Source organism: Caballeronia fortuita (genome assembly GCF_001544835.2).
Lineage (GTDB): Bacteria > Pseudomonadota > Gammaproteobacteria > Burkholderiales > Burkholderiaceae > Caballeronia > Caballeronia fortuita.
In genome coordinates this window covers 289,278-311,258 of the sequence record NZ_FCNX02000010.1, presented here as the reverse complement: position 1 = coordinate 311,258, position 21,981 = coordinate 289,278, and the positions used below count along the sequence as shown (strand labels likewise).

At 64.8% G+C, this 21,981-nt stretch carries 22 protein-coding genes; 9 read left to right on the top strand and 13 right to left on the bottom strand.

Annotated features, from left to right (window positions below; genetic code table 11):
• Nucleotides 1–61 precede the first annotated feature (61 nt).
• Nucleotides 62–670, top strand: a complete 609-nt coding sequence (gene orn / locus AWB77_RS20885; protein ID WP_061136336.1) for an oligoribonuclease — start codon at nucleotides 62–64, stop codon at nucleotides 668–670.
• On the opposite strand, the gene mog is transcribed toward orn, so the two are convergent.
• Together mog and yjgA are read right to left on the bottom strand one after the other, a co-directional pair.
• Nucleotides 667–1,278, bottom strand: a complete 612-nt coding sequence (gene mog, locus AWB77_RS20880; RefSeq protein WP_061136335.1) for a molybdopterin adenylyltransferase — start codon at nucleotides 1,276–1,278, stop codon at nucleotides 667–669. The genes orn and mog overlap by 4 nt on opposite strands.
• A complete protein-coding gene (gene yjgA / locus AWB77_RS20875) occupies nucleotides 1,262–1,870 on the bottom strand; it encodes a ribosome biogenesis factor YjgA (protein WP_061136379.1) in 609 nt (202 codons plus the stop codon). The genes mog and yjgA overlap by 17 nt, the downstream gene beginning before the upstream one ends.
• 213 nt (nucleotides 1,871–2,083) lie before the next feature.
• Here yjgA and pmbA point away from each other — a divergent pair, with 213 nt between their 5' ends.
• Nucleotides 2,084–3,454 carry a metalloprotease PmbA gene (gene pmbA, locus AWB77_RS20870; protein ID WP_061136334.1) on the top strand — a complete coding sequence of 457 codons (1,371 nt, stop codon included), beginning with the start codon at nucleotides 2,084–2,086 and terminating at the stop codon, nucleotides 3,452–3,454.
• A 51-nt stretch (nucleotides 3,455–3,505) separates the two neighbouring features.
• On the opposite strand, the gene AWB77_RS20865 is transcribed toward pmbA, so the two are convergent.
• The gene (locus AWB77_RS20865; protein ID WP_061136333.1) at nucleotides 3,506–4,003 is read right to left on the bottom strand and encodes a dihydrofolate reductase; all 498 of its coding nucleotides are present in this window, start codon (nucleotides 4,001–4,003) and stop codon (nucleotides 3,506–3,508) included.
• A 90-nt stretch (nucleotides 4,004–4,093) separates the two neighbouring features.
• Entirely contained in the window at nucleotides 4,094–4,294 is a 201-nt protein-coding gene (locus tag AWB77_RS20860) for a hypothetical protein (RefSeq protein WP_061136332.1), read from the bottom strand.
• 657 nt (nucleotides 4,295–4,951) lie between these two features.
• Here AWB77_RS20860 and AWB77_RS20855 point away from each other — a divergent pair.
• Together AWB77_RS20855 and AWB77_RS20850 are read left to right on the top strand one after the other, a co-directional pair.
• Complete coding sequence (locus AWB77_RS20855; RefSeq protein WP_061136331.1) at nucleotides 4,952–6,331, top strand: sigma-54 dependent transcriptional regulator; 1,380 nt, start codon at nucleotides 4,952–4,954, stop codon at nucleotides 6,329–6,331.
• Between the two features lie 149 nt (nucleotides 6,332–6,480).
• On the top strand, nucleotides 6,481–7,452 hold the full coding sequence (locus AWB77_RS20850) for a thymidylate synthase (RefSeq protein WP_061136330.1): 972 nt from the start codon (nucleotides 6,481–6,483) through the stop codon (nucleotides 7,450–7,452).
• A gap of 77 nt (nucleotides 7,453–7,529) precedes the next feature.
• On the opposite strand, the gene AWB77_RS20845 is transcribed toward AWB77_RS20850, so the two are convergent.
• Nucleotides 7,530–9,671: a DUF6600 domain-containing protein gene (locus AWB77_RS20845; protein ID WP_061136329.1), complete on the bottom strand. Its 2,142-nt coding sequence runs from the start codon at nucleotides 9,669–9,671 to the stop codon at nucleotides 7,530–7,532.
• A 131-nt stretch (nucleotides 9,672–9,802) separates the two neighbouring features.
• A complete protein-coding gene (locus tag AWB77_RS20840) occupies nucleotides 9,803–10,558 on the bottom strand; it encodes an ArsR/SmtB family transcription factor (protein ID WP_096031161.1) in 756 nt (251 codons plus the stop codon).
• A gap of 143 nt (nucleotides 10,559–10,701) precedes the next feature.
• Between AWB77_RS20840 and AWB77_RS36430 the strand changes: the two genes are divergently transcribed.
• Together AWB77_RS36430 and AWB77_RS20835 are read left to right on the top strand one after the other, a co-directional pair.
• Nucleotides 10,702–10,842, top strand: a complete 141-nt coding sequence (locus tag AWB77_RS36430) for a hypothetical protein (protein WP_167354161.1) — start codon at nucleotides 10,702–10,704, stop codon at nucleotides 10,840–10,842.
• Between the two features lie 7 nt (nucleotides 10,843–10,849).
• The gene (locus AWB77_RS20835) at nucleotides 10,850–11,371 is read left to right on the top strand and encodes an acyl-CoA thioesterase (protein ID WP_061136327.1); all 522 of its coding nucleotides are present in this window, start codon (nucleotides 10,850–10,852) and stop codon (nucleotides 11,369–11,371) included.
• A 28-nt stretch (nucleotides 11,372–11,399) separates the two neighbouring features.
• Here AWB77_RS20835 and fumC read toward each other — a convergent pair whose 3' ends face one another.
• The 4 genes from fumC to AWB77_RS20815 form a co-directional block, all read right to left on the bottom strand.
• Nucleotides 11,400–12,806 (bottom strand): class II fumarate hydratase, encoded by a 1,407-nt coding sequence (gene fumC, locus AWB77_RS20830; RefSeq protein WP_208601536.1) that lies wholly within the window; start codon nucleotides 12,804–12,806, stop codon nucleotides 11,400–11,402.
• A 24-nt stretch (nucleotides 12,807–12,830) separates the two neighbouring features.
• Complete coding sequence (locus AWB77_RS20825) at nucleotides 12,831–14,483, bottom strand: phospholipase D family protein (RefSeq protein ID WP_061136326.1); 1,653 nt, start codon at nucleotides 14,481–14,483, stop codon at nucleotides 12,831–12,833.
• A gap of 341 nt (nucleotides 14,484–14,824) precedes the next feature.
• A complete protein-coding gene (locus AWB77_RS20820) occupies nucleotides 14,825–16,273 on the bottom strand; it encodes an MATE family efflux transporter (RefSeq protein WP_061136325.1) in 1,449 nt (482 codons plus the stop codon).
• 213 nt (nucleotides 16,274–16,486) lie between these two features.
• Nucleotides 16,487–16,708, bottom strand: coding sequence for an RNA-binding S4 domain-containing protein (locus AWB77_RS20815; protein ID WP_061136324.1), 222 nt, complete (start codon nucleotides 16,706–16,708; stop codon nucleotides 16,487–16,489).
• A gap of 311 nt (nucleotides 16,709–17,019) precedes the next feature.
• Here AWB77_RS20815 and AWB77_RS20810 point away from each other — a divergent pair, with 311 nt between their 5' ends.
• The 3 genes from AWB77_RS20810 (at nucleotide 17,020) to AWB77_RS20800 (ending at nucleotide 20,008) form a co-directional block, all read left to right on the top strand.
• Nucleotides 17,020–17,424, top strand: coding sequence for a hypothetical protein (locus AWB77_RS20810; protein ID WP_061136323.1), 405 nt, complete (start codon nucleotides 17,020–17,022; stop codon nucleotides 17,422–17,424).
• Between the two features lie 57 nt (nucleotides 17,425–17,481).
• Nucleotides 17,482–17,739, top strand: a complete 258-nt coding sequence (locus AWB77_RS20805) for a hypothetical protein (RefSeq protein WP_061136322.1) — start codon at nucleotides 17,482–17,484, stop codon at nucleotides 17,737–17,739.
• Nucleotides 17,740–17,887: 148 nt separating this feature from the next.
• Nucleotides 17,888–20,008: an ATP-dependent helicase gene (locus tag AWB77_RS20800; RefSeq protein ID WP_061136321.1), complete on the top strand. Its 2,121-nt coding sequence runs from the start codon at nucleotides 17,888–17,890 to the stop codon at nucleotides 20,006–20,008.
• A gap of 9 nt (nucleotides 20,009–20,017) precedes the next feature.
• Here the strand turns inward: AWB77_RS20800 and AWB77_RS20795 are convergent, their stop codons facing one another.
• The 3 genes from AWB77_RS20795 to AWB77_RS20785 form a co-directional block, all read right to left on the bottom strand.
• Nucleotides 20,018–20,782, bottom strand: a complete 765-nt coding sequence (locus AWB77_RS20795) for a DUF4088 family protein (RefSeq protein ID WP_061136320.1) — start codon at nucleotides 20,780–20,782, stop codon at nucleotides 20,018–20,020.
• A gap of 165 nt (nucleotides 20,783–20,947) precedes the next feature.
• Nucleotides 20,948–21,271: a branched-chain amino acid transport AzlD family protein gene (locus AWB77_RS20790; RefSeq protein ID WP_061136377.1), complete on the bottom strand. Its 324-nt coding sequence runs from the start codon at nucleotides 21,269–21,271 to the stop codon at nucleotides 20,948–20,950.
• A 5-nt stretch (nucleotides 21,272–21,276) separates the two neighbouring features.
• Nucleotides 21,277–21,978: an AzlC family ABC transporter permease gene (locus AWB77_RS20785; protein ID WP_244158588.1), complete on the bottom strand. Its 702-nt coding sequence runs from the start codon at nucleotides 21,976–21,978 to the stop codon at nucleotides 21,277–21,279.
• Nucleotides 21,979–21,981 lie beyond the last annotated feature (3 nt).

Below are 21,981 nucleotides of genomic sequence, written 5' to 3'. Positions count from 1 at the left end.
GGCCGTGCCGGCGCGCTCAGAAACTGTGCGGCATGGCTGTCCCTCTTTCAGGCCGCTTTTCATGACCGACATCTCCGCCGCTCCCGAATCCGAAGACAATGCGCTCGTGCGCAGCGACATGAATCTCGTGTGGCTCGACATGGAGATGACCGGCCTCGATCCGGATAACGACCGCATCATCGAGATCGCGGTGGTCGTCACGAATTCGACGCTCGACAAGATGGTCGAAGGCCCCGTGCTTGCGATTCATCAGACCGACGAAGCGCTCGGCCGCATGGACGAGTGGAATCGCAACACGCACGGCCGCTCGGGACTGACCGAGCGCGTGAAGGCCTCGACCGTCGACGAAGCCGAAGCCATGCGCCAGATCCGCGAATTTCTCGGCCAGTACGTGCCGCCTGGCAAATCGCCGATGTGCGGCAACTCCATTTGCCAGGACCGCCGCTTCATGGCGCGCTGGATGCCCGAGCTGGAGACGTTCTTCCACTATCGCAACCTCGACGTCAGCACGTTGAAGGAACTGTGCCGCCGCTGGCAGCCGGCGATCTACAAGGGTTTTCAGAAGCGCGCGATGCACACCGCGCTCGCCGACATTCACGAGTCCATCGACGAACTGAAGTACTACCGCCAGCATTTCCTGATTCCGTCGGCGAGCGCCGCCGCGTCTTAAGCTTTCGGCGGGCGGATCGCGCTTTTCGGCCGGAACGCGGCGACCACTTCGGGCCGCGTTTCGATATACGGACCGCCGATCAGATCGATGCAGTACGGCACGGCCGCGAAAATGCCCGGCACTTTCATCTTGCCGTCCGCATCTTTCAGTCCTTCGAGCGTCTCGCGGATCGACTTCGGCTGCCCCGGCAGATTGATGATGAGCGCGGCGTGATCGTCCGTTTCGCGGATCACCGCGACTTGCCGCGAGAGAATCGCCGTCGGCACGAAATTCAGGCTGATCTGGCGCATCTGCTCGCCGAAGCCGGGCATCGGCCTGGTGGCGACGGCGAGCGTCGCTTCGGGTGTCACGTCGCGGCGCGACGGGCCGGTGCCGCCCGTGGTCAACACGAGATCGCAGCCGTGCGTATCGACGAGTTCGACGAGCGTCGCGGAAATGGTGGCGGCATCGTCGTGAATCAGCCGCGTCTCGGTTCGATACGGCGTCGTGAGCGTCTCGCCGAGCCATGCTTCGAGCGATGGCAGGCCCTTGTCCTCGTACACGCCCGCCGATGCGCGATCGCTGATCGACACCAGTCCGACCTTCAGCTCATCACGCGTCGTCGTCATTGCGCTCGTCCTCGTCGTCTTCGATATCGTCGTCTTGCGCGCTCGACGCGTTCTTGATCCACTGGAACAGTTCGCGGTAATAGCGTGGCGGTTTCTGCTGCTCGCGCTCCTTGCGCGCATTGCGGATCAGCGTGCGGCCTTCCTGCGGATCGACGCCCGGATGCGTGCGGATGAATTCGGTGAGCGCGGCGTCGTCGGCGAGCAGTTGTTCGCGCGTGCGCTCGATCCAGTGCATGCGCGCGGTTTCGGCCTTGTTCACGCCGCGATGCGTGTCGAGCGCGGTGCGCAGCGCGGCGATTTCGTCTTCGGTCAGCGAGCGCATGACCTTGCCGACGTACTGCAACTGGCGGCGCTTGCCTTCGTGATCGGTGATGCGGCGCGCCTCGCGCACGGCGTCGCCGAGATTCTCGGGCATCGGCATGCGCTTGAGCGCGTCTTTCGGCAGCGCGATGAGCGCTTCGCCCAGTTCCTGCAGCGCGTGCATTTCGCGCTTCAACTGGGATTTGCTCGGGCGGTCGTAGCCGTTGTCGTCGGACTCGCGATCGTCGTCGCGGCCGGAATCGATCGGTTGGATGCGGGTTTTACGGTTCATCCCGACATTGTAGCTTGCGGCCGCATCCCGTTTGCCGCCTCGCGCCGGGCGTGCGACGAAGCTCGGCGGGTGAATGCACGCCGTCCTTGCTATGATCGCGTGATACGCCGGTCCCGTCGCACGACGCTCGATTGCGAGCGCTTCGAGCCGGGCTTTCCGAAGCATCACGACATGCGCGGGCGCGACACGCCCGACTTTCAAAGGCAACCCAAAATGGCAGCAGACATGGACGTCAAGCAACGATACTTCCCGCATACGCAGGACGAGCTGAAGGAGATCGCCTCCGACATCCTGCGCTACGCGAAGGAACTCGGCGCGAGCGATGCCGCCACCGAAATCTCCGAAGGCGACGGCCTGTCGGTGAGCGTGCGGCGCGGCGAGGTAGAGACCATCGAGCACAATCGCGACAAGATGGTCGGCGTGACCGTGTTCATCGGCAAGAAGCGCGGCAACGCGAGCACGGCGGACTTCACGCGCGACGCATTGCGCGACACGGTCGCGGCGGCCTACAACATCGCGCGCTTCACGGCGGAGGACAGCGCAGCGGGCCTCGCCGAAGAAGACCTGCTGGAGAAAGCGCCGCAGGATCTCGATCTCTATCACCCATGGGACATCGACGCCGAAGAAGCCGCGGACATCGCGCGCCGCGCGGAGGCTGCCGCATTCGCCGTCGACAAGCGCGTGACCAACTCGGAAGGCGCGAGCGTCTCCGCGCAGCATTCGCAGTTCGTGCTCGCGACCTCGCGCGGCTTCATGGCGGGCTATCCGTACTCGCGGCATTACATCGCATGCGCGCCGATCGCGGCGTCCGGCCGCGACATGCAGCGCGACGACTGGTACACGTCCAGGCGAGATGCCGCCACGCTCGCCGCGCCCGAAGCGGTCGGACGCTACGCGGCGGAACGCGCGCTCGCGCGCCTGAACGCCCGCAGCCTCGATACGCGCAAGTGCCGCGTGCTGTTCGAAGCGCCGCTCGCGGCGGGCATTCTCGGCGCGTTCGTTCAGGCGGTGAGCGGCGGCGCGCTGTATCGCAAGACCACGTTCCTCGTCGATAGTCTCGGCAAGCCGGTGTTCGCGCCGCATATCCAGATCGTCGAGGATCCGCACGTGAAGGGCGGCATGGGCAGCGCGCCGTTCGACGAGGAAGGCGTGCGCACGCAGCGCCGCGATGTGGTCCAGGACGGCGTCGTGCAGGGCTATTTTCTGTCGACGTATTCGGCGCGCAAGCTCGGCATGCAGACGACCGGCAACGCCGGCGGCTCGCACAATCTGACGATGACGAGCACGCACACGAAGCCGGAAGACGACTTCGAAGCGATGCTCAAGAAGCTCGGAACCGGCCTGCTGCTCACGGAGTTGATGGGGCAGGGCGTGAACTACGTGACGGGCGACTATTCGCGCGGCGCGTCGGGCTTCTGGGTCGAGAACGGCAAGATCGTGCACGCCGTCGAGGAAATCACGGTGGCGAGCACGTTGCAGGAGATGTTCCGCCACATCGAGGCTATTGGCGCGGATACCGTCGTGCGCGGCACGAAGGAAATCGGCTCGGTGCTGATCGAACGGATGACGGTCGCAGGCCAGTAAGCCGCGTCCATCGAAAAAAGAGAAAGGCTCCGGCGCGTCCGGAGCCTTTTTTCATTCCGACGATGCAATGCGCTCGTAAGTGACGAACGCGAACGCGAAATCGTTGGGCGCCGCCGCGCGATGTGTCTCGCGCGACACTTCGCGCCACAACTCCGGATCGGGCGCGGGAAAACGCGTGTCGCCGTCGAAATCGGCGTCGATCTCGGTGACGATCATCTTGTCCGCGCGCCCGATCGCGTCCTGATACAACTGCGCACCGCCGATCAGAAACGCTTCTTTCGCCGGTTCGAGCGCGAGCGCCGCGGTGAGGCTCGTCACGACGTCGCAGCCTTCGTAGCGGCGCGTGCCGTCGCGCGACACGACGATATTGCGCCGCCCGGGCAGCGGTCGACCGATCGATTCATGCGTCTTGCGGCCCATGATGATGGGCGCGCCCATCGTCGTGCGCTTGAAGAAGGCGAGATCTTCGGGCAGGCGCCAGGGCAGTTGGTTCTCGCGCCCGATCACGCCGTTGCGCGCGCGGGCGACGATCAGGGTCAGCATCGTCATGTGGAAAGTGGTCGAGGCGACTGGCGCGCGGATCGCGCCGCCGGGGTCTCGATTCTAACCGCAACTACCGGCGCGCCCGCGGGCTGCGAGCTAGGCTTCCGGCGCGTCGTCGTCGAGCGGCGGTGTCGTGTGCGACGAGGCGGGCACGATCTCGTCCCAGAGCGTCACACTGATTCCGGAACCCGTCGGCCGATGGCCGGGCAACCGCGACGCGGTCACTTCGTCCGTGTCTTCGCTGTTTTGATACGCGCCTGTTGCATCGCCACGTGTAAATGAACTATCGAGTGCCATCTTGACGACAAAACCCCAAGGTAATTATTCCCGGTATCGAAACATCCGGAAATAAAGTAATTGTTGAAACGGTAAAACGATTAATCAGTAGAGAATGCTGAGGGGAATACGAACACTCGTTCGAAGTGGCGTATTTCTTACCTTCAAACATCGCGCGGATTTAGCGAATTGCGTGCCATGCTCTGCGAAGCGTTACCGAACAACGGCCCGCAGAAAACCGGCGAAATTGCGCTGCGAGAATTTCGGCGAAAATGTTACATCGATGAAACACGAAGGCAGAAAAACATGAAGTTCTCGCGAATCCGGTATAAGATTTTGTCTTATTAAATTGTGCGCAAAGTTTTTAAAAATCGTGTGAGAAATTCTTGACAGCCCCATTCCATCAAGGTTTTGTGGCTAATCCAGCGGCTCTAGCGATATTTGTTTTCGAGGCTTCTGGGTTATAGTAGTCTCTCAAAAACGGCGCAGAATCAGACATAAAGGGTTTCGTGGAAGGGGTGCGAGGTGTATCGCGCCGTGTCACCGGGGGCGACGTTCGAGTGGCAATTCCCTCTCAAGGCGTTTGCGACAAACGCGCGAGGGCAACGAAGTCGGCGATGTAGCGCGAGCCTGAACTACGTGACCTTTTCAACGAATGTTGAACAAAGGATCTGAATAATGGACGTCGCTCGGCGGCAACTCATCTATGTGACTCGCGATCCAAGCGAGACGCTGTGCGCGCGATTCGAGGAGCGCGGGTGGCATATCGAAATCGTTGCGAGCGCGCGGGACACGCGCAAGGCTCTGCGCAGCGACCTGGCGACCGGCGGGCTGCTGGACCTGTCGAGTCATTTCGAATCTCATGAACTCGCGGCGTTCGAATCGTCGCTGACGATGACCAACGTCGGCTGGGTCGCGGCCACCGTTGCAGGACAACTCGAAGATGCCGCCGTGCGGCGTCTGATTCGCGATTACTGCTTCGATTACGTGACGCTGCCGACGTCGAACGACCGCATCGTCGATTCGGTCGGTCATGCGTACGGCATGGTTTCGCTGCACGACGCAGCATCGAACGATGCGCGCAGCGAAGGCCGCGCCGAGGGCGAAATGGTCGGTTCGTGCGATGCAATGCTCGCGCTGTTCCGCTCGATCCGCAAAGTCGCGATGACCGACGCGCCCGTGTTCATCTCCGGCGAATCGGGCACCGGCAAGGAACTGACGGCTGTCGCCATTCACGAGCGTTCGGCGCGTCGGGATCAGCCGTTCGTCGCGATCAACTGCGGCGCGATTCCCGCGCATCTGCTGCAATCAGAGTTGTTCGGTTACGAACGCGGCGCGTTCACCGGCGCGAATCAGCGCAAGATCGGCCGCGTCGAAGCCGCCAACGGCGGCACGCTGTTCCTCGATGAAATCGGCGATCTGCCGCTCGAAAGCCAGGCGAGCCTGTTGCGCTTCCTGCAGGAGCGCAAGGTCGAGCGCCTCGGCGGACATGGCTCGACGCCCGTTGACGTGCGGATCATTTCCGCGACGCACGTCGACATGCAGACCGCGATGATCGAAGGGCGTTTTCGCGCGGACCTGTATCACCGCCTGTGCGTGCTGCAGATCGACGAGCCGCCGCTGCGCGCGCGCGGCAAGGACATCGAACTGCTCGCGAAGCACATGCTCGACCGTTTCAAGAAGGACGCGAGCCGGCGTCTGCGCGGCTTCTCGCCCGATGCGATCGCCGCGATCCACAACTACGGCTGGCCGGGCAACGTGCGCGAGCTCATCAATCGCGTGCGTCGTGCGATCGTGATGTCGGAAGGGCGGCAGATCACGGCGCGCGATCTCGAACTCGGCGAATACGTCGAGGTCGCGCCGGTTTCGCTCGCGCAGGCGCGCGAGGCAGCGGAGCGGCAGGCGATCGAACTCGCGCTTTTGCGTCATCGCGGGCGGCTGGGCGATGCGGCGCACGAATTGGGCATTTCGCGCGTGACGCTGTATCGGCTGCTGAGCGCGCACGGAATGCGTCATATCGAGGTCGATGCGCCGTCGGAGCACGCCACGCGCGGCTGACGGCAAGGTCGCGAACGAACACCGGACGGGCGCCAGAAGGCGCCCGTTTTTCATGCCGCGCGCGCAAGCGCCGATATCCGCCGCTTGGTAAAATTACTTCTTTACGCCTTCCGTTCGCGAGGGCGCGCAGCGTACCCAGGGAACATCGAATGAAACAGTATCTCGAGCTCGTCCAGACGATTCTCGATACCGGCACTTGGCAGGAAAACCGCACGGGCATCCGCACGATCAGCATGCCCGGCGCGATGCTGCGCTTCGACCTGCAGCAGGGCTTCCCGGCGGTCACCACGAAGAAGCTCGCGTTCAAGTCGGCGATCGGCGAACTCGTGGGTTTCCTGCGCGCGTCGAAGAGCGCGGCAGATTTTCGCGCGCTCGGCTGCAAGGTGTGGGACGCCAACGCGAACGAAAATCCGCAGTGGCTCGACAATCCCTATCGGCAAGGTCCGGATGATCTCGGCGATGTCTACGGCGTGCAGTGGCGCAGATGGCCCGCGTACAAACTCGTCGATGCCTGCGCGGGCGACCAGATCGCCGATGCCACGAATCGCGGCTTTCAGCTCGTGACGAGCTTCGTCGAGAATGGGCGCGAACAGGTGCTGCTGTATAAGGCGATCGATCAGTTGCGCCAGTGTCTCGATACCATCATCGAGCGCCCGACGGACCGGCGCATTCTGTTTCACGCATGGAATCCCGCGAAGCTCGACGAGATCGCGTTGCCGGCGTGCCATCTGCTGTATCAGTTCATCCCGAACGCGGTGACCCGCGAAATTTCGCTGTGTCTGTACATCCGCAGCAACGACGTCGGGCTCGGCACGCCATTCAACCTGACCGAGGGCGCGGCGCTGCTGCATCTGGTCGGCCGGCTGACGGGTTACAAGCCGCGCTGGTTCACGTATTTCATCGGCGATGCGCATATCTACGAGAATCAGCTCGACATGCTGCATGAGCAGTTGAAGCGGGAGCCGTTGCCGTCGCCGCAGCTCATCATCTCGGATCGCGTGCCGGATTACGCGGTGACGAAGCGTTATGAGCCGGAATGGCTGGAGAAGATCGAGCCGAAGGATTTCGCGCTGGAAGGCTACAAGCATCACGACGCGCTCACCGCGCCGATGGCGGTGTAGACCGGGTTCGTCGATTTTGCTTCTGGTTTGGAAACAAGACGCGCGGCTCAGGGCCGCGCGTTTGCGTTGTGCCTCGCTCAGCCGCGATGCCGCTCGTTGCCGCCGTGCTGCTGTGGTTGTTGTTGTGGCTGCGGTTGCTGCGCTTGTTGAGGCTGCGGATGCGGTTGCTCATGCTGCTCTTGGTGCTGCATTTGTGGCGGCGGCGCTTGACGTGCTCCCTGATGCATTGGCTGAGGCGGCGGCATCTCGTGATGCGGCTGCTCGACGCGTGCTTGTCGATAGTAGTCCGGCGCCGGCTGATGTTGCTGGGGCGCGTGAGGAGCTTGTTGGGCGAAAGGCTGCGTCGCTTGCACCGGCGTGCCGTGCGCAAAACGCGGATCGCCGCCGCCGAATTGCTGTGTCATCGACGGATGCGGCACGCCATTGCCATGCGGCTGCGAATTCGGCGAAGGCTGGGCGAAGGTCGGCTGCGTCGCTTGCACCGGCGTGCGATGCGAGTAACGCGGATCGCCACCGCCGAATTGCTGTGTCATCGACGGATGCGGCACGCCGTTGCCATGCGACTGCGAATTCGGCGAAGGCTGGGCGAAGGTCGGTGGCGTCGCTTTTACAGGCGTGCCGTGCGCCAAACGTGAATCGCCGCCGCCGAATTGCTGTGTCATCGACGGATGCGGCACGCCGTTGCCATGCGACTGCAACCCGGGCGAGGGCTGCGTGGGAACGGCCACGTGCGGCGCACCGCCCGCGATGACCGAAAGCGCCGGGCCACGCGTCGCCACGAGATGCACCTGATCGTTGCGCGCACCGGGACCGCGGATATCGTGAACAGGCGGCGCGACCGGCGGACGCGTCGCGACGACGGGACGTGCGAATCCGCCCTGCGGCGGCCGATAACCCGCGAGCCGCGCGCCGGGCGCGTAACTGTCACGTGTCGGCGCGATGCCCGGCGCACCGGCGAAGAAGCGCGGATTGCGCCAGCGCGACGGATCGACCGCATAAGGCTGGCGCCCGACCGGCTGGCCATGCACGAACAGGTTCGCGGGCACCGCCGTGAGACCGCGCGGCGCGCGATAGTTGACGAATGTGTCGTGCACGTAGACGTTGCGGTTCACGCGCTCGTAGTATCGCGAACTCCAGCCATCGCGATGCGGCCGCCACGCTTCGCCCGGACCGAGCGGAAACCACGCAACGCCCGCCGCCGCGATGCCGCCGACCGTCAGCGCGACGTTCCAGTCGACGTCACTGCCGCCATCGCCGACGAACGCGACGAGCGCCGGCGAATACGCGGGCGGCGCGCTCACGGCCATCGGTCCGGGCACCCACGCCCATTGCGATCCGACATACGCCCATCGGCCATAGTGATACGGCGCGAAGCCCCAGGGCGCGTCGTCGATCCAGGTCCATCCCCACGGGTCTTGCCACGCCCAGTGTCCCTGCCGATACGGCGCCCAGTCGGCGGAAACCGCGCTCGGCACCCAGACCGGCCCGTACGACGGATCGCTGCGCCACGTGCCATTGGCATCGAGGTCCTGATAGCCGGGGATATCGCGCGACACGTAACGGGCCGACACCGATCGGTCTTCGGCCGCGTCGCGGGAAGCGGCCCACTGGTCGAATGCGTCCGGCTCGGGCGCCGCATTCGCCGAGGCCTGTTGCAGATCGGTGCCTTCGAACGTCATCTGCTGGCCGCCCGCGAGTTGCACCGATGCGCCATCGCCGTAAGCGGTGACGCCGCCGCTTCGCACCGTCACCGTGGTCGCGCGGCCGTCGGGCGCGACGTCCACGCGCACGTCGCCCGCCGTCGTGATCGCGAGCGCGGTGTTGGGCGTGTCGAGCTCGTAGCGCGCGCCGGGCGGCAGTTCGCGCACGCGCGTCGACAGCGTGCCTTGCGCGATCTTGAGCTGCGCGGAGGCGTCGTCGAGCGCGAGCACGGAGAGCGCCGTCGATGATCCGAGCCGCACCGCCGTCGATCCGATATGCAGTTCCGAGCGCGCGTTCTCGTCGTTCCAGAGCTGGTCGCCGGTCGTGAGCGGACGATTGACCTGCGCATAGGACCAGTCGGACGCCCCCGCCGGCTCGGTCGTCACGGTGCCCGCCATGTAGTTCAGCCGCGCGATGCGTCCGGGCGGGTCGCCTTGTCCGGTCTGCGCAAATGCGGTGAGTCCCGCTGTCGACAAAGGCACGCACAAGGCGACGGCGGCGACGGTCTTGATCTTCATTGCATTCTCCGGCGGCCGCGCGCGCGTTCCGTCGACGCTGTGTTCGCGCGGCCTGTCGGATCAATGTATCGCCGGCGCCTGTATCCGTACGATGCCGTTTGTAACGGCGCGCAGGCGCGCGTAACAAAGCTTTATCGCGCCGACAGGAAGTCCTCGAAGTGCCGATGCCCCGCTGGCGTCACGCGCAATACGCGGCGTTTCGCGGTGTGCTCGATCCAGCCATGCGACTCGCACGCCTCGAGAAAGGCCGCGCCGAGCGCGCCGCCGAGATGCGGCCGGCGCTCGCTCCAGTCGATGCATGTACACGCGAAGCGTCGCCGGCGCGCGCGCTGCGCCGTCAGATCGATGCCGAGTTCGGCGAAGGCCTGCGCGCCTTGCGCGGTGGCGTCGAGCGCGGCGGGGCCGTGCGCCGCATCGTGACCGTCGGCGTCGGCGGCGGCGAGCCAGTTGCGCGCGATCATGCCATCGAAAAGCTGCACGGCGAGTTCGCCCGCGAGATGGTCGTAGCAGGTGCGCGCGAAACGCATCTCGACGGGCACCGCCAATGGCGGACGCTCCGGCGTGCGCTGCGGCGCGCTCGCACGCGCGAGATTGGCGAGCGCCTCGATGGCGGCGGCGATATCCGGCGTCGCGATCCGATAGTAGCGATGCCGCCCGCTCACTTCGAGCGCGAGCAGGCCGCCTTCGGTCAGCCGCGCGAGATGCCCGCTCGCCGCCGATGGCGACAGCCCCGCGATCATCGTCAATTCGCCGGCGGGGCGGGCGGTGCCGTCCATCAGGGACCAGAGCATGGCGGCGCGGCCCGGATCGGCGATCAGCGCGCCGACGCGCGACAGGCCGGGGAAATGGCGCGCGCGAGAATCGGCGTCGTCGAGGGCGGCGTTCATGGCGGTCTCCGTTTCGGGCGAAGTCATCGATATGCTTACTCTAGCGCGCCCGCGCAACCGACGTTTCACCGCGCGCCGAAATGTCGATGCGCCATGCGCGGCGCTAGAATGACCGCTGGCATTTCGAGGAAGCGGGAGATTCCATGTACAGATTCATTTTCGCGAGCGTGATCGGCGTGCTCATGCTCTGCGCGGGGTGCGCGGGCGCGCCGTCGTCGTCGGCGGGCGGCGGCAGCATCACGATGTACGGCACGATCGATCAGGGCATCACCGTCCACGACTGAAACTTCCATGAACACTCCGGCCACATCTCCGATTCCCGCAGCGCCGAAAAGCCGCGCCGAGACCACATTCCGCTTTCTCGCCGAGCCCACTTCGGTGAACTTCGGCGGCAAGGTGCACGGCGGCGCGCTGATGAAATGGATCGACGAAACCGCCTACGCCTGTGCCGCTATGTGGTCCGGGCGCTATGCGGTGACGGTGAGCGTCGGCAACATCCGTTTCCGGCGGCCGATTCTCGTCGGCAATCTGGTCGAGTTACGCGCGCGCGTCGTGACGACGGGTCGCACGAGCATGCACATCCACATCTCCGTGCATGCTGGCGATCCGAAAGTCGGCGAGCTTCAACAGACGACCGATTGCCTGATGGTCTTCGTCGCCGTCGATGAAAAAGGCCAGCCGACGCCCGTGCCTTCCTTCGTGCCGGAAACGGACGAGGAGAAGCGGCTCGCGAAATACGCGATGGACGTGAAGGACGCGCTCGATGCGATCGTCGAATTGAAGCCGGAGGAGGTGGCGGCGGGGAAGGTGTGACCCCGCCGCTCGGTCGAGGAAAAAACGCTTACTTCTTCCCTACCATATCCTCAGGCTTGACCCACTCATCGAACTGCTGCTCGGTCACGTGACCGAGCGCGAGCGCGGCCGCCTTCAGCGTCGTGCCTTCCTTGTGCGCCTTCTTCGCGATCTGCGCGGCCTTGTCATAGCCGATGTGCGGATTCAGCGCCGTTACCAGCATCAGCGATTCGTTCAGCAGACTGTCGATGCGCTTTTCGTTCGGCTCGATGCCCACCGCGCAGTTGTCGTTGAAGCTGCGCGCACCGTCCGCGAGCAGGCGGACCGATTGCAGCACGTTATGCGCGATCATCGGCCGGAACACGTTCAGTTCGAAGTTGCCGCTCGCGCCGCCGAAATTCACCGCGACATCGTTGCCGAATACCTGGCAGCACAGCATCGTGACGGCCTCGGATTGCGTCGGATTGACCTTGCCCGGCATGATCGAGCTGCCCGGTTCGTTCTCCGGAATCGATAGCTCGCCCAACCCGCAGCGCGGTCCGCTCGCGAGCCAGCGGATGTCGTTCGTGATCTTCATGAGGCTCGCGGCGACCGTCTTGAGCGCGCCGTGAGCGGCGACGAGCGCGTCGGCGGCGGCCATCACCTCGAACTTGTTCGGCGCCGTCTCGAAGGGCAGGCCGGTGAGCTTGCCGATCGCCTGAGCGACCTTCGTCGCGAATTCCGGATGCGCGTTCAGTCCCGTGCCGACCGCCGTGCCGCCCTGCGCGAGCTGATAGAGATGCGGCAGCGTTGCCTCGACATGCTTCATGCCCTGATCGAGTTGCGCCACGTAACCCGAAAACTCCTGTCCGAGCGTGAGCGGCGTCGCGTCTTGCAAATGCGTGCGGCCGATCTTCACGATGTTGTCGAACGCCTTCGCTTTCTTGTCGAGCGTATCGCGCAACGTCTTCAGCGACGGCAGCAGATGCTTCTTGATCGCCACGGCCGCGGCGACGTGCATCGCCGTCGGAAACACGTCATTGGACGACTGGCCGCGATTCACGTCGTCGTTCGGATGCACGAGGCGCTCCTCGCCGCGCGGCCCGCCCATGATCTCGCTCGCGCGGTTGGCGATCACCTCGTTCAGGTTCATGTTGGTCTGCGTGCCCGAGCCGGTCTGCCACACGGCAAGCGGAAATTCATCGGGATGCTTGCCGTCGATGATCTCTTCGGCTGCCTGCACGATCGCCTTCGCCTTCTTCGAATCCAGCACCTTCAGCCCTTCGTTCACATCGGCGGCGGCGTGCTTGATGATCGCGAGCGCGGTGATCAGTTCGGGCGACTGCTTCTCCGTCGAAATCTTGAAGTTCTGCAGCGAGCGCTGCGTTTGCGCGCCCCAAAGCTTGTCGTTCGGCACGGCGATCTCACCGAACGTGTCCTTCTCCATCCGTACGTCGCCCTTCGCGTGTTGTGACATGGCGTGTTCCCTTACGAAGTTGGATCAAAGCTGCTTGTCGACGGGCAGCAGCATGAAGAGGCCCGTCATCGCGTTGCGATAAAAGCCTGCCTCGGGATCGAAATTGTAGGTGACGAGACCGCCGTTCGCCTCGGTCGTCCAGACGAGGCCCGACTGCGGCGCGCCCGTGCGCTGAAGTTCCCCGGTCACCGCCGCGCTCGCCAGATGCACCTGCCAGCTTGCCTTCGGCGAAGTGCCGTTCGCGAACAGTTTCGCGGCTTCCTCGGCGATCGGCTTGCTGTGGATCACGAGCGCGAGCTCGGTATTCAGCTTCGCCGAACGCGGATCGAGATTCATCGAGCCGATCACGAGGATACTCCGATCGATCACATAGGCCTTCGCGTGCAGGCTCGCGCGCGACTGCGAGCCGAACAGACCGGCGCGCGGACTGCTTTCGCCTTCGAGCTGAATCGGCTTGAATTCGTATAGTTCGACGCCGTTTTGCAGCATCGGAATCCGATACGGCGCGTAGCCCGCCTGCACCGCGACGGCATCGGTCGCGGCAAGCGAATTCGTCAGCACCGCGACGCGCACGCGCCGCTTCGTCAGATCGCCGAGCGCCTGCACGCCCGCGTCGTGCGGCACGAAATAGGGCGACAGGATCAGGAATTCGCTCTGCGCGTCCTTGAGCAGTTCGGCGAGCCGTTCCATCGGCGGGCTTTTGTAGTCGTCGCTCGGATGCTCGATCTTCGACGGCGAATCGACCCGGAACTCCGTCGGCGCCCACACGAGGCCCATTTCCTCACGCGAGATCTGCTGCGCGAGCGGCGTCGCGTTGAGCGGCTTCGCATTCAGCGGATCGGCTTGCGCACGCCAATGCGCGCGCAGATCGTCGCGGGTCTTGTCGAGTTCGGACGGATCGAACTTCTGCTTGTTCAGCGCGCGCAGCGGATAGGCGAGCGTGCTGTTCCAGTAATCGTCGAAGCTCGCGGAGATTTTCTGCGTGACCGGGCCGGCGGCGAAGACGTCGAGATCGCGGAACTGCAGCGTCGGGCTCGCGCTGAAGTATTCGTCGCCGAGATTGCGCCCGCCGACGATCGCGATCTGGTTGTCCGCGATCATCGCCTTGTTGTGCATGCGGCGCGTGAAGTGGCCGAGATTCGTGAAGAGGTTCTGCGTGCGCTCGGAAAAGCTGCGTTGCGCACTGCCGAACGGATTGAAGACGCGAATCTCGATGTTGTCGTGCGAGTTGAGCGCCGCCATGATCTGGTCGATGTCCTTGAAGTTCAGGTCATCGACGAGCATGCGCACGCGCACGCCGCGATCCGCCGCGTACAGCGCCGCGCCGAGCAGCAGCTTGCCGGTGTTGTCCTCGTTGGCGATGTAGTACTGCATGTCGAGCGTCTTCGTCGCCGCGCGCGCGAGCGCGACGCGGGCTTGAAGCGCGTCGGTGCCGGTCGGCAGGAGGCGCACGGCGGACTCGTCAGGATGCCGCTTTTCCAGCGGCGCGAGCGCGTTCGCGAGCGGCGTCGACTCGGTCGATGCGAGCGCGTGGCTCGCCGGCCGGTCGAACGCCGTCGCGGGCGGACGCGTCGCGCAGGCGGCGACGAGCGTCGTCATCGTCAGGATGACGGCCGCCTTGCGTACGGCGGCATTGAATTTTCTTGCGCGCGTGACGCGTCGCGCGATGTCCCACATTCCCCGGTTTTCCGACACTTCGATTCCCCGTTCTGATCGTCGCGCGTTGCTGCACGCCGACGTTTTCGCATTTTGCGGCACGAGCGAGCAAGAAACGTTCTCGCGCTGTGTCTCGAAAATATTCTATGGGAAATCGGAAATGCACCGGATGCCCGACCTCGCGCGCACTGCGCGATGGCGCACAGGCGAAAAAAAGCCCGCTGGCTAGCGTCGGCTAGAGCGGGCTTATAACCCCTGTCACAGATGTCTCAAGGAGGAGACGGGTTCATCGTAGCAATGCGCCGTGCGCGGGCCAACCAAGCATTCCTGCTATGCAAATCGGCACGGGCTTCGTGTGCTTATCAGACGTGACCGTGCGGCGCGGCGCTTCCGGCGGCGTCGTCGTGCGGCGCGGGCGCGATGCCCGTCTCGATGAACCTTCGGCTGATGCGATGGAACCGCAGCGTCATCAGCACGGCGACGCTCGCAAGCCCGGCGGCGAGTCCCCACCACAGGCCCTTCGCGCCGAGTTGGAAGTGGAACGCGAGCACGTAGCCGGTCGGGAAACCGACGCCCCAGTAGCCGAACGCGGCGGCGAGCATCGGGATGCGCGTGTCCTTGAGGCCGCGCAGGCAGCCGGAGCCGACCGTCTGCATGCCGTCGACGATCTGGAACACGGCCGCCACGCCGAGCAGCGACGCCGCGAGCGTGACGGTATGCGCGTTGGCGGGATCGTCGAGATGCAGATACAGGCCGACGATCACGCGCGGCACGATGAGCAGCACGAGGCCCGAGCACATCATGAAGCCGACGCCCAGCGCGAGCGCGACGAAGCCCGCGTGACGCGCGGCGACCGGCACGCCCGCGCCGACCCAGTAGCCGACGCGCACGTTCGCCGCCTGGCCGATCGCGAGCGGCACCATGAACGCGACCGACGCCACGTTGAGCGCGATCTGATGCGCGGCGAGCGGCGCTTCGCCGAGCAGGCCGACCATCATGCCGGTGGCGAGAAAGAGCGTCGATTCGACGCCGTAGGTGATCGCGACCGGCCAGCCGATGCCGAACAGTTCGCCCATCAAAGGCAGACGCGGGCGCGCACGCACGACGAAATGGCGGTAGCGCGGCCGCAGATGCAGCACCGCGACGAGCGCGACCGCGATGCCCCAGACGGTGATCGTCGTCGCCGCGGCCGAGCCGAGAAAGCCTTCGCGCGGCAGGCCGTACGCGCCGTGAATCAGGCCGTAGTTGAGAAAGCCGTTGACGAACACGCCGCCGATCGAAATCCACAGCAGCCTGCGCGCCGCGCCGATCGCGGGCAGAAACGCGCGCATCATGCCGACGCCGATGAGACTGCCGGGCGTGCCCCAGCGCAGCACCGCGCAATATTCGCCGACGTTCTTCGCGAGCGTCGCGGGCTCGTTGAACGCAAGCAGAATCGGCTCGGCGTAGCTCAGCAGCACGAACGCGGGCACGGCGAGCAGCAGCGAGAGCACGAAACCGGTCCAGTAGATGCTCGGCACGCGCGCGTCGTCGTTGGCGCCGCGGGCGTGCGCGACGGACACGGAGACGGACGTCAACACGCCCTGCAGCAGCGTGACGACGACGAAAAAGAGATTCGCGCCGAGACCGCCGGCGGCGAGCGCGTCGGGGCCGAGCGAGCCGAGCAGGATGGTGTCGGTGACGCCCATCGCCATCTGCGAAAGTTGCGCGATGGCGAGCGGCGCGGCGAGGCGCGCCGTGTCGACGGCGTGACGCGAGAGGCTCGGCGGTCCTTGATGCGCGCGCGCGGCGCGCGTGACTGGCGGTTGCATGGCTGATCGGATCGAAACGAAAGCGGCGCGTCAGTCAGTGCACTGAGCGTCGCGGACTGGAATGCGAAGGGGCAAAGATCGAAGCGCGCACGCGCTGACGGAACCGACGCTGAAACCAGAACGAAAGACGACTAGCTTATTGCGTCGCGCGCGGCATGTCGATGATGCGCGCGCTTATTGCCAGGTTTTGTCGTTCGCGCGGCGCGTGCGCGGCTATTCGGGCGCGCGGACGTGGATCGTCTGGCCGTCGAGTTTCACGCGCTGGCCCGCGCGGATCTTGCACGTCTTGCGCAGTTCCACCTTGCCGTCGACGGTGACATCGCCCATTGCGACGCGCGCTTTCGCCGAGCCGCCGCTGTCGGCGAGACCCATCAGCTTGAGCAGATTGTGAAGTTCGATGAAGTCGCCCGTGAGGGTGAATTGAAGTGGCGGCATGGGGCGGCGACGCAAGCGGGGAGGCACGAAAGCCCAATGATAAACCACGCCCGGGCATGCGCCGTGCTCTAAGGCATCGCGTGACCGGCGCGCACGGTAATCGAAACGCAAGCAGGTCGGCCAGCAAATGTAGCCAGATGAAACCGTCGGTAACAATGACCCGTTTTGGCGAACTCGCTCGATTGCCGGCCGGTCCCAACGTTTGATCGATGCAGCTTCGGTCATCTTTCCAATCGACAAAAGTCGCGCGGATCGCTCGCTTCATCGACTTGAGAGCGCCGTCGACGCCAAACTAAAGAGAGGACTAGCTCATGACTCGCGCACGAATGCTTTTGATCGGCTCCGCCATCGCCACCTTCGCCGCCTCGGGCGCCTACGCGCAGACGGCGACGCAAGCCGCGCCCGTGCAACCGCAGGCCATGCAGGCACAAGCCGCGCAACCGATGACCCCGCCGCCGCAGAACGTCGTCGCGCCGGCGCCCACCGATCCGCTCGTCCAGCGCCGTAACGCGAACGCCGAGGCCAACGCCGAATATCGCGCATCGAAAAAGGCTTCGAAGGCCGAGTTGAAGGCCCAGAACAAGCAAGCCAAGGCGCAGTACAAGGAAGAAGTGAAGAACGCGAAAATCAACCGCAAGGCCGACAAGGACGCCGCCAAGGCCGAATTGAACGCGACCGAGCCGAACACGCCGAAGGACACCGGCTTGCAGCACTAAGTCTGACTCGCCGCGAGCGGCACGAGCGGTTCGCGGCATCGAAAACGGGAGAAGACCATGAATCGAAAAACGCATGCATTGCTGGCTGCGCTGATCGCGGGCACGTTCGCGAGCGCGAGCGCGGCATCGTTCGCGCAGACGACCTCCGACGCCCCGACCGCCGCCGATCAGAAGGCTGCGAAGGAGCAAAGCAAGGCCGACAAGAAGGCCGCCGTCGCGCAAGCCAAGGCCGACAAGAAAAAGACCGAGGCGCAATCCGACGCCAACGAAGCCGCCGCCGACGCGAAGCTGAAGAACGCGAAAAAGGCCGACTGACGCAGACCTTCGATAAACGCGAGCCCGGTTCCCCGCGAACCGGGCTCGTTTCATTTGGGGCCAAAAGCTCAATCGAGCCAAAGGCTTGCGCGCGCGGGTTGTATGGATATACAGTGTGCGTCACCCATTTCCCGCCGCTTTCCCTCACGTGCTCACGCTTCCCGACACCGCCGACGAATCCGCCACGAAACAAGTCGCCGACTATCTCGCGAAGCTCAACGAGGCGCAGCGTCAGGCCGTCGAATTCGGCATCGATGAACCGGGGCGCGCGGGCGGGCCGCTGCTCGTCATCGCGGGCGCGGGATCGGGCAAGACCAATACGCTTGCGCATCGCGTCGCGCATCTGCTGGTGAAGGGCGCCGATCCGCATCGCATTCTGCTGCTGACGTTTTCGCGCCGCGCGGCGCTCGAAATGACGCGGCGCGTGTCGCGTATCGCCGCCAATGCGCTCGGCACGAGAAGCGCCATCGCGCAAGGTCTGAGCTGGTCGGGCACGTTTCATAGCGTCGGCGCGCGGCTGTTGCGCGACTACGCCGATCTCGTCGGGCTCGCGCCGTCCTTCACGATCAACGATCGCGAGGATTCCGCCGATCTTATGAACCTCGTGCGCCACGAACTCGGTTTGTCGTCGAAGGAGAAGCGCTTTCCCGCGAAATCGACGTGTTTCGCGATCTATTCGCGCGTCGTCAATACGGGCGCGTCACTTACGGCCGTGCTCGATCAGTCGTATCCGTGGTGCCGCGAATGGGAAGCCGACCTGAAGCGCCTCTTCGCCGCGTACGTCAGCGCGAAACAGGCGCAAAGCGTGCTCGATTACGACGACCTGCTGCTCTACTGGTCGCATCTCGCGGCGGAGCCGTCGGTCGCCGCCGACCTCGCGAGCCGTTTCGATCATGTGCTCGTCGACGAATATCAGGACACGAACCGCCTTCAGGCGTCCATTCTTCTCGCGATGAAACCGGACGGGCGCGGCCTGACCGTCGTCGGCGACGATGCACAGTCCATCTATTCGTTTCGCGGCGCGACGGTGCGCAATATTCTCGATTTCCCCGGCCACTTCGATCCGCCCGCCGCGACCGTCACGCTCGATCGCAACTATCGCTCGACCTTGCCGATTCTCGACGCGTCGAACGCGGTGATCGGCCTCGCGTCCGAGCGTTACACGAAGAATCTCTGGACCGACAAGGCATCGGCGCAGAAGCCGCGCGTGGTGTCCGTCGCCGACGAAGCCGATCAGGCGCGCTATGTCGTCGAGAAAGTGCTCGAAGCGCGCGAAGGCGGCATGAAGCTGAAGGCGCAGGCCGTGCTCTTTCGCGCCGCGCATCACAGCGCGACGCTCGAAATCGAACTCACGCGCCGGAACATTCCGTTCGTGAAATTCGGCGGGCTGAAGTTTCTCGACTCGGTCCACGTGAAGGACGTGCTCGCGGTGCTGCGCTGGGCGGAAAATCCACGCGACCGCGTCGCGGGCTTTCGGGTCGCGCAACTGCTGCCGGGCATCGGGCCGGCGATTGCCGGGCGCCTGCTCGATACCGTCAGCGCGCCCGACGCGGTAACGTCGAACGCGCTCGCCGCGTTTCAGGCGCCCGCGCGCGCATCGGATGACTGGCCGCGTTTCGTCGGGCTGATGGCGAAACTGTGCGGCAGAGAATCAGGCTGGCCCGCCGAGTTCGAGATGATCCGCCGGTGGTACGAGCCGCATCTGGAACGCAATCACGAAGACGCGGCGATCCGCATCGGCGATGTGCTGCAGATGGAAAGCATCGCAGCGACGTATCCGACGCGCGAGCGCTTCCTCACCGAACTCACGCTCGATCCGCCCGACGCGACCAGCGACGAATCCGGCGTGCCGCTGCTCGACGAAGACTATCTGATTCTTTCGACCATCCATTCGGCGAAGGGCCAGGAATGGCGCAACGTGTTCGTGCTCAATGGCGTCGATGGCTGCATTCCGTCCGATCTCGGCACGGGCAGCGAAGAGGAAATCGACGAGGAGCGGCGGCTTTTATACGTCGCAATGACGCGCGCGAAGGAAGACCTGCACATCATCACGCCGCAGCGTTTCTACGTGCACAACCAGACCCATCTGGGCGACCGGCACGTCTCGGCGCAGCGCACGCGCTTCATCCCGCCGCATCTGATGCAGAACTTCGAGGCGGCCGCGTGGCCGCCGGTGATCGCGCCCGCCGCGCCAACGGCGGCGGGGCTGGCGGCCGCCGCGAAAGCGAAGATCGATATCGCGGCGCGCCTCAAGGGCATGTGGGAGTAGCCGGCGTCCTCAGCGTTGCGCGCGTGGAGCGCCCGGCGCGCGCGGCGACGGCGCGAAGATGCTGCGCAGCCATGCGGCGAAGCGCGTGAAGCCGTCGTAGGGCTCTTCGATGAAAAGCTCCGGCCGCAGCGCGCGCAGATATTCCAGCACTTGCTGCGCTTCCTGCTTCTGGATCGAGCCATAGAAGATGCCGAGCCTGAGCAGGCAGCGCAATTCGCCGAGCTTCTCGCGCGCCGTCGAACCGACGCTCGTTTCCACCGAAATCTTCGTTTCGTAGACGCGTTGACGCAGCGAATCCGCGAGACGCCACGCGGGCGTCTGCATCTTCTCCTCGACTTCGCGAATGTCCGCCGCCGCCGACTTGATCTGCGAGGCGAGCATGTCCACTTGCGATACGTCGCCGTTCGCTTCGGTGACGATCGCCGTCGCCCATTCGCGCGATGCGCGGATCAAATCCTCGGCGGTCCAGTCGGCGCGAATCGCGAACGCGAAGCCGTGCTCCGCCGCCTGACGGATCAGGATTTCGACGACATCCGGAAACTCCTTGTCGAGCGCGCGCTTGGCCCAAGCGTACTGGCCGTGCGTAAGCATGCGCTGCACCGCCTGTTCGGTGAGCGGCGTGTTGTTGTCGAGCAGCTTCGCGCGCAGGAAGTCCTCGAACGACGGCGTGACGAATTGCGGATCGAGCTTCAGCGACAGACGCGTGAACGCCTCGAAATCGCGCTGTAGCGCAGCAATCGTCTCGTCGCGTAACGAAAGGGTGATTTGACGCATGTTGGTTCCCGTTTCCGCTCCCGGATATCCGGACGCGGGCAATGCTGGCGGCTCCGCTTCTCGGGGCGGAGTCCATTCGTTTCTGATATCGGCGGAAAATCCGGGAACTTGAGCCTTCTTCGATGCTTTTTGAAAGCCGATCACAGGCGGATCGGCGGGAAACGTTTAGCGCAGCACCGCGAACTGCCACACGAAAAACACCGCGAGCGATACCGCAATCGTCAAAAGCGGCCGTTTCGTCAGCGCGCAAACGAGGACCGCGACGATCGCCGCCACGAGCTGCGGATTGCGCCAGGTGATTTCGGCGCCGTTGCCGTGCGGCGATACCGTCATCGGCACGATGATCGCGGTGAGCACCGTCACCGGCACGAACGAGAGCGCCGTGCGCACGATCGGCGGAAAGGGCAGGCGTTCGCCCAGCACGAACACGGCGGCGCGGATCACGAACGTGACGGCCGCCATGCCGAGGATCAGCGCGACGTAGTTCATCGAGTTCATTGTGTGCGCTCCTTCGCGTTCTTCTTGCGATGCTTCGCGTCTTGCTTCGCCGTCGCGCGGTTTTCCATCAACGTGAGCACCATGCCGACCGCAACGCCGACGAACACCGCGGCGAGCAGCCCGAGCTTGTACGGCCAGTCCTGCCACGCGAACGACAGCACGCCCGATGCGAACGCCGCCGCGATGAAGCGCACCGCAACGAGCTGCGGCACGATGATCGCGATGAACGTCGCGACCATCGCGAAGTCGAGACCGAGCGACTTCAGGCCGGGAAACGCCGCGCCGAAGAGCAGGCCCAGCAGCGTCCACAACTGCCAGTTCAGATACATCGCGACGCCGGAGCCGAAGAAGTAATGCGGCCCGGTCTCGCCCGGCGGGCGCTTCTGATAGTGCGCGTAGGCGACGGCGAAGACTTCGTCGGTGAGCACGCCCGCCAGCGCCCAGCGCCAGCGGCGCGGCAGATGCGCGACATACGGCGCGAGCGTCGCGGAATAGAGCACGTGACGCAGATTGACGACGAGCGTCGTCGCCAGGATGACGGCGAAACTCGCGTGCGACGCGATCAGCCCGACCGCGATGAACTGCGCCGAACCCGCGAAGACCACGAGCGACATCAACTGGCCATGCCAGAGCGCGAGCGGACTCGCGGTGACGAGCGTGCCGAAGATCACGCCGAAGGGCGCGGCGCCGATCATCATCGG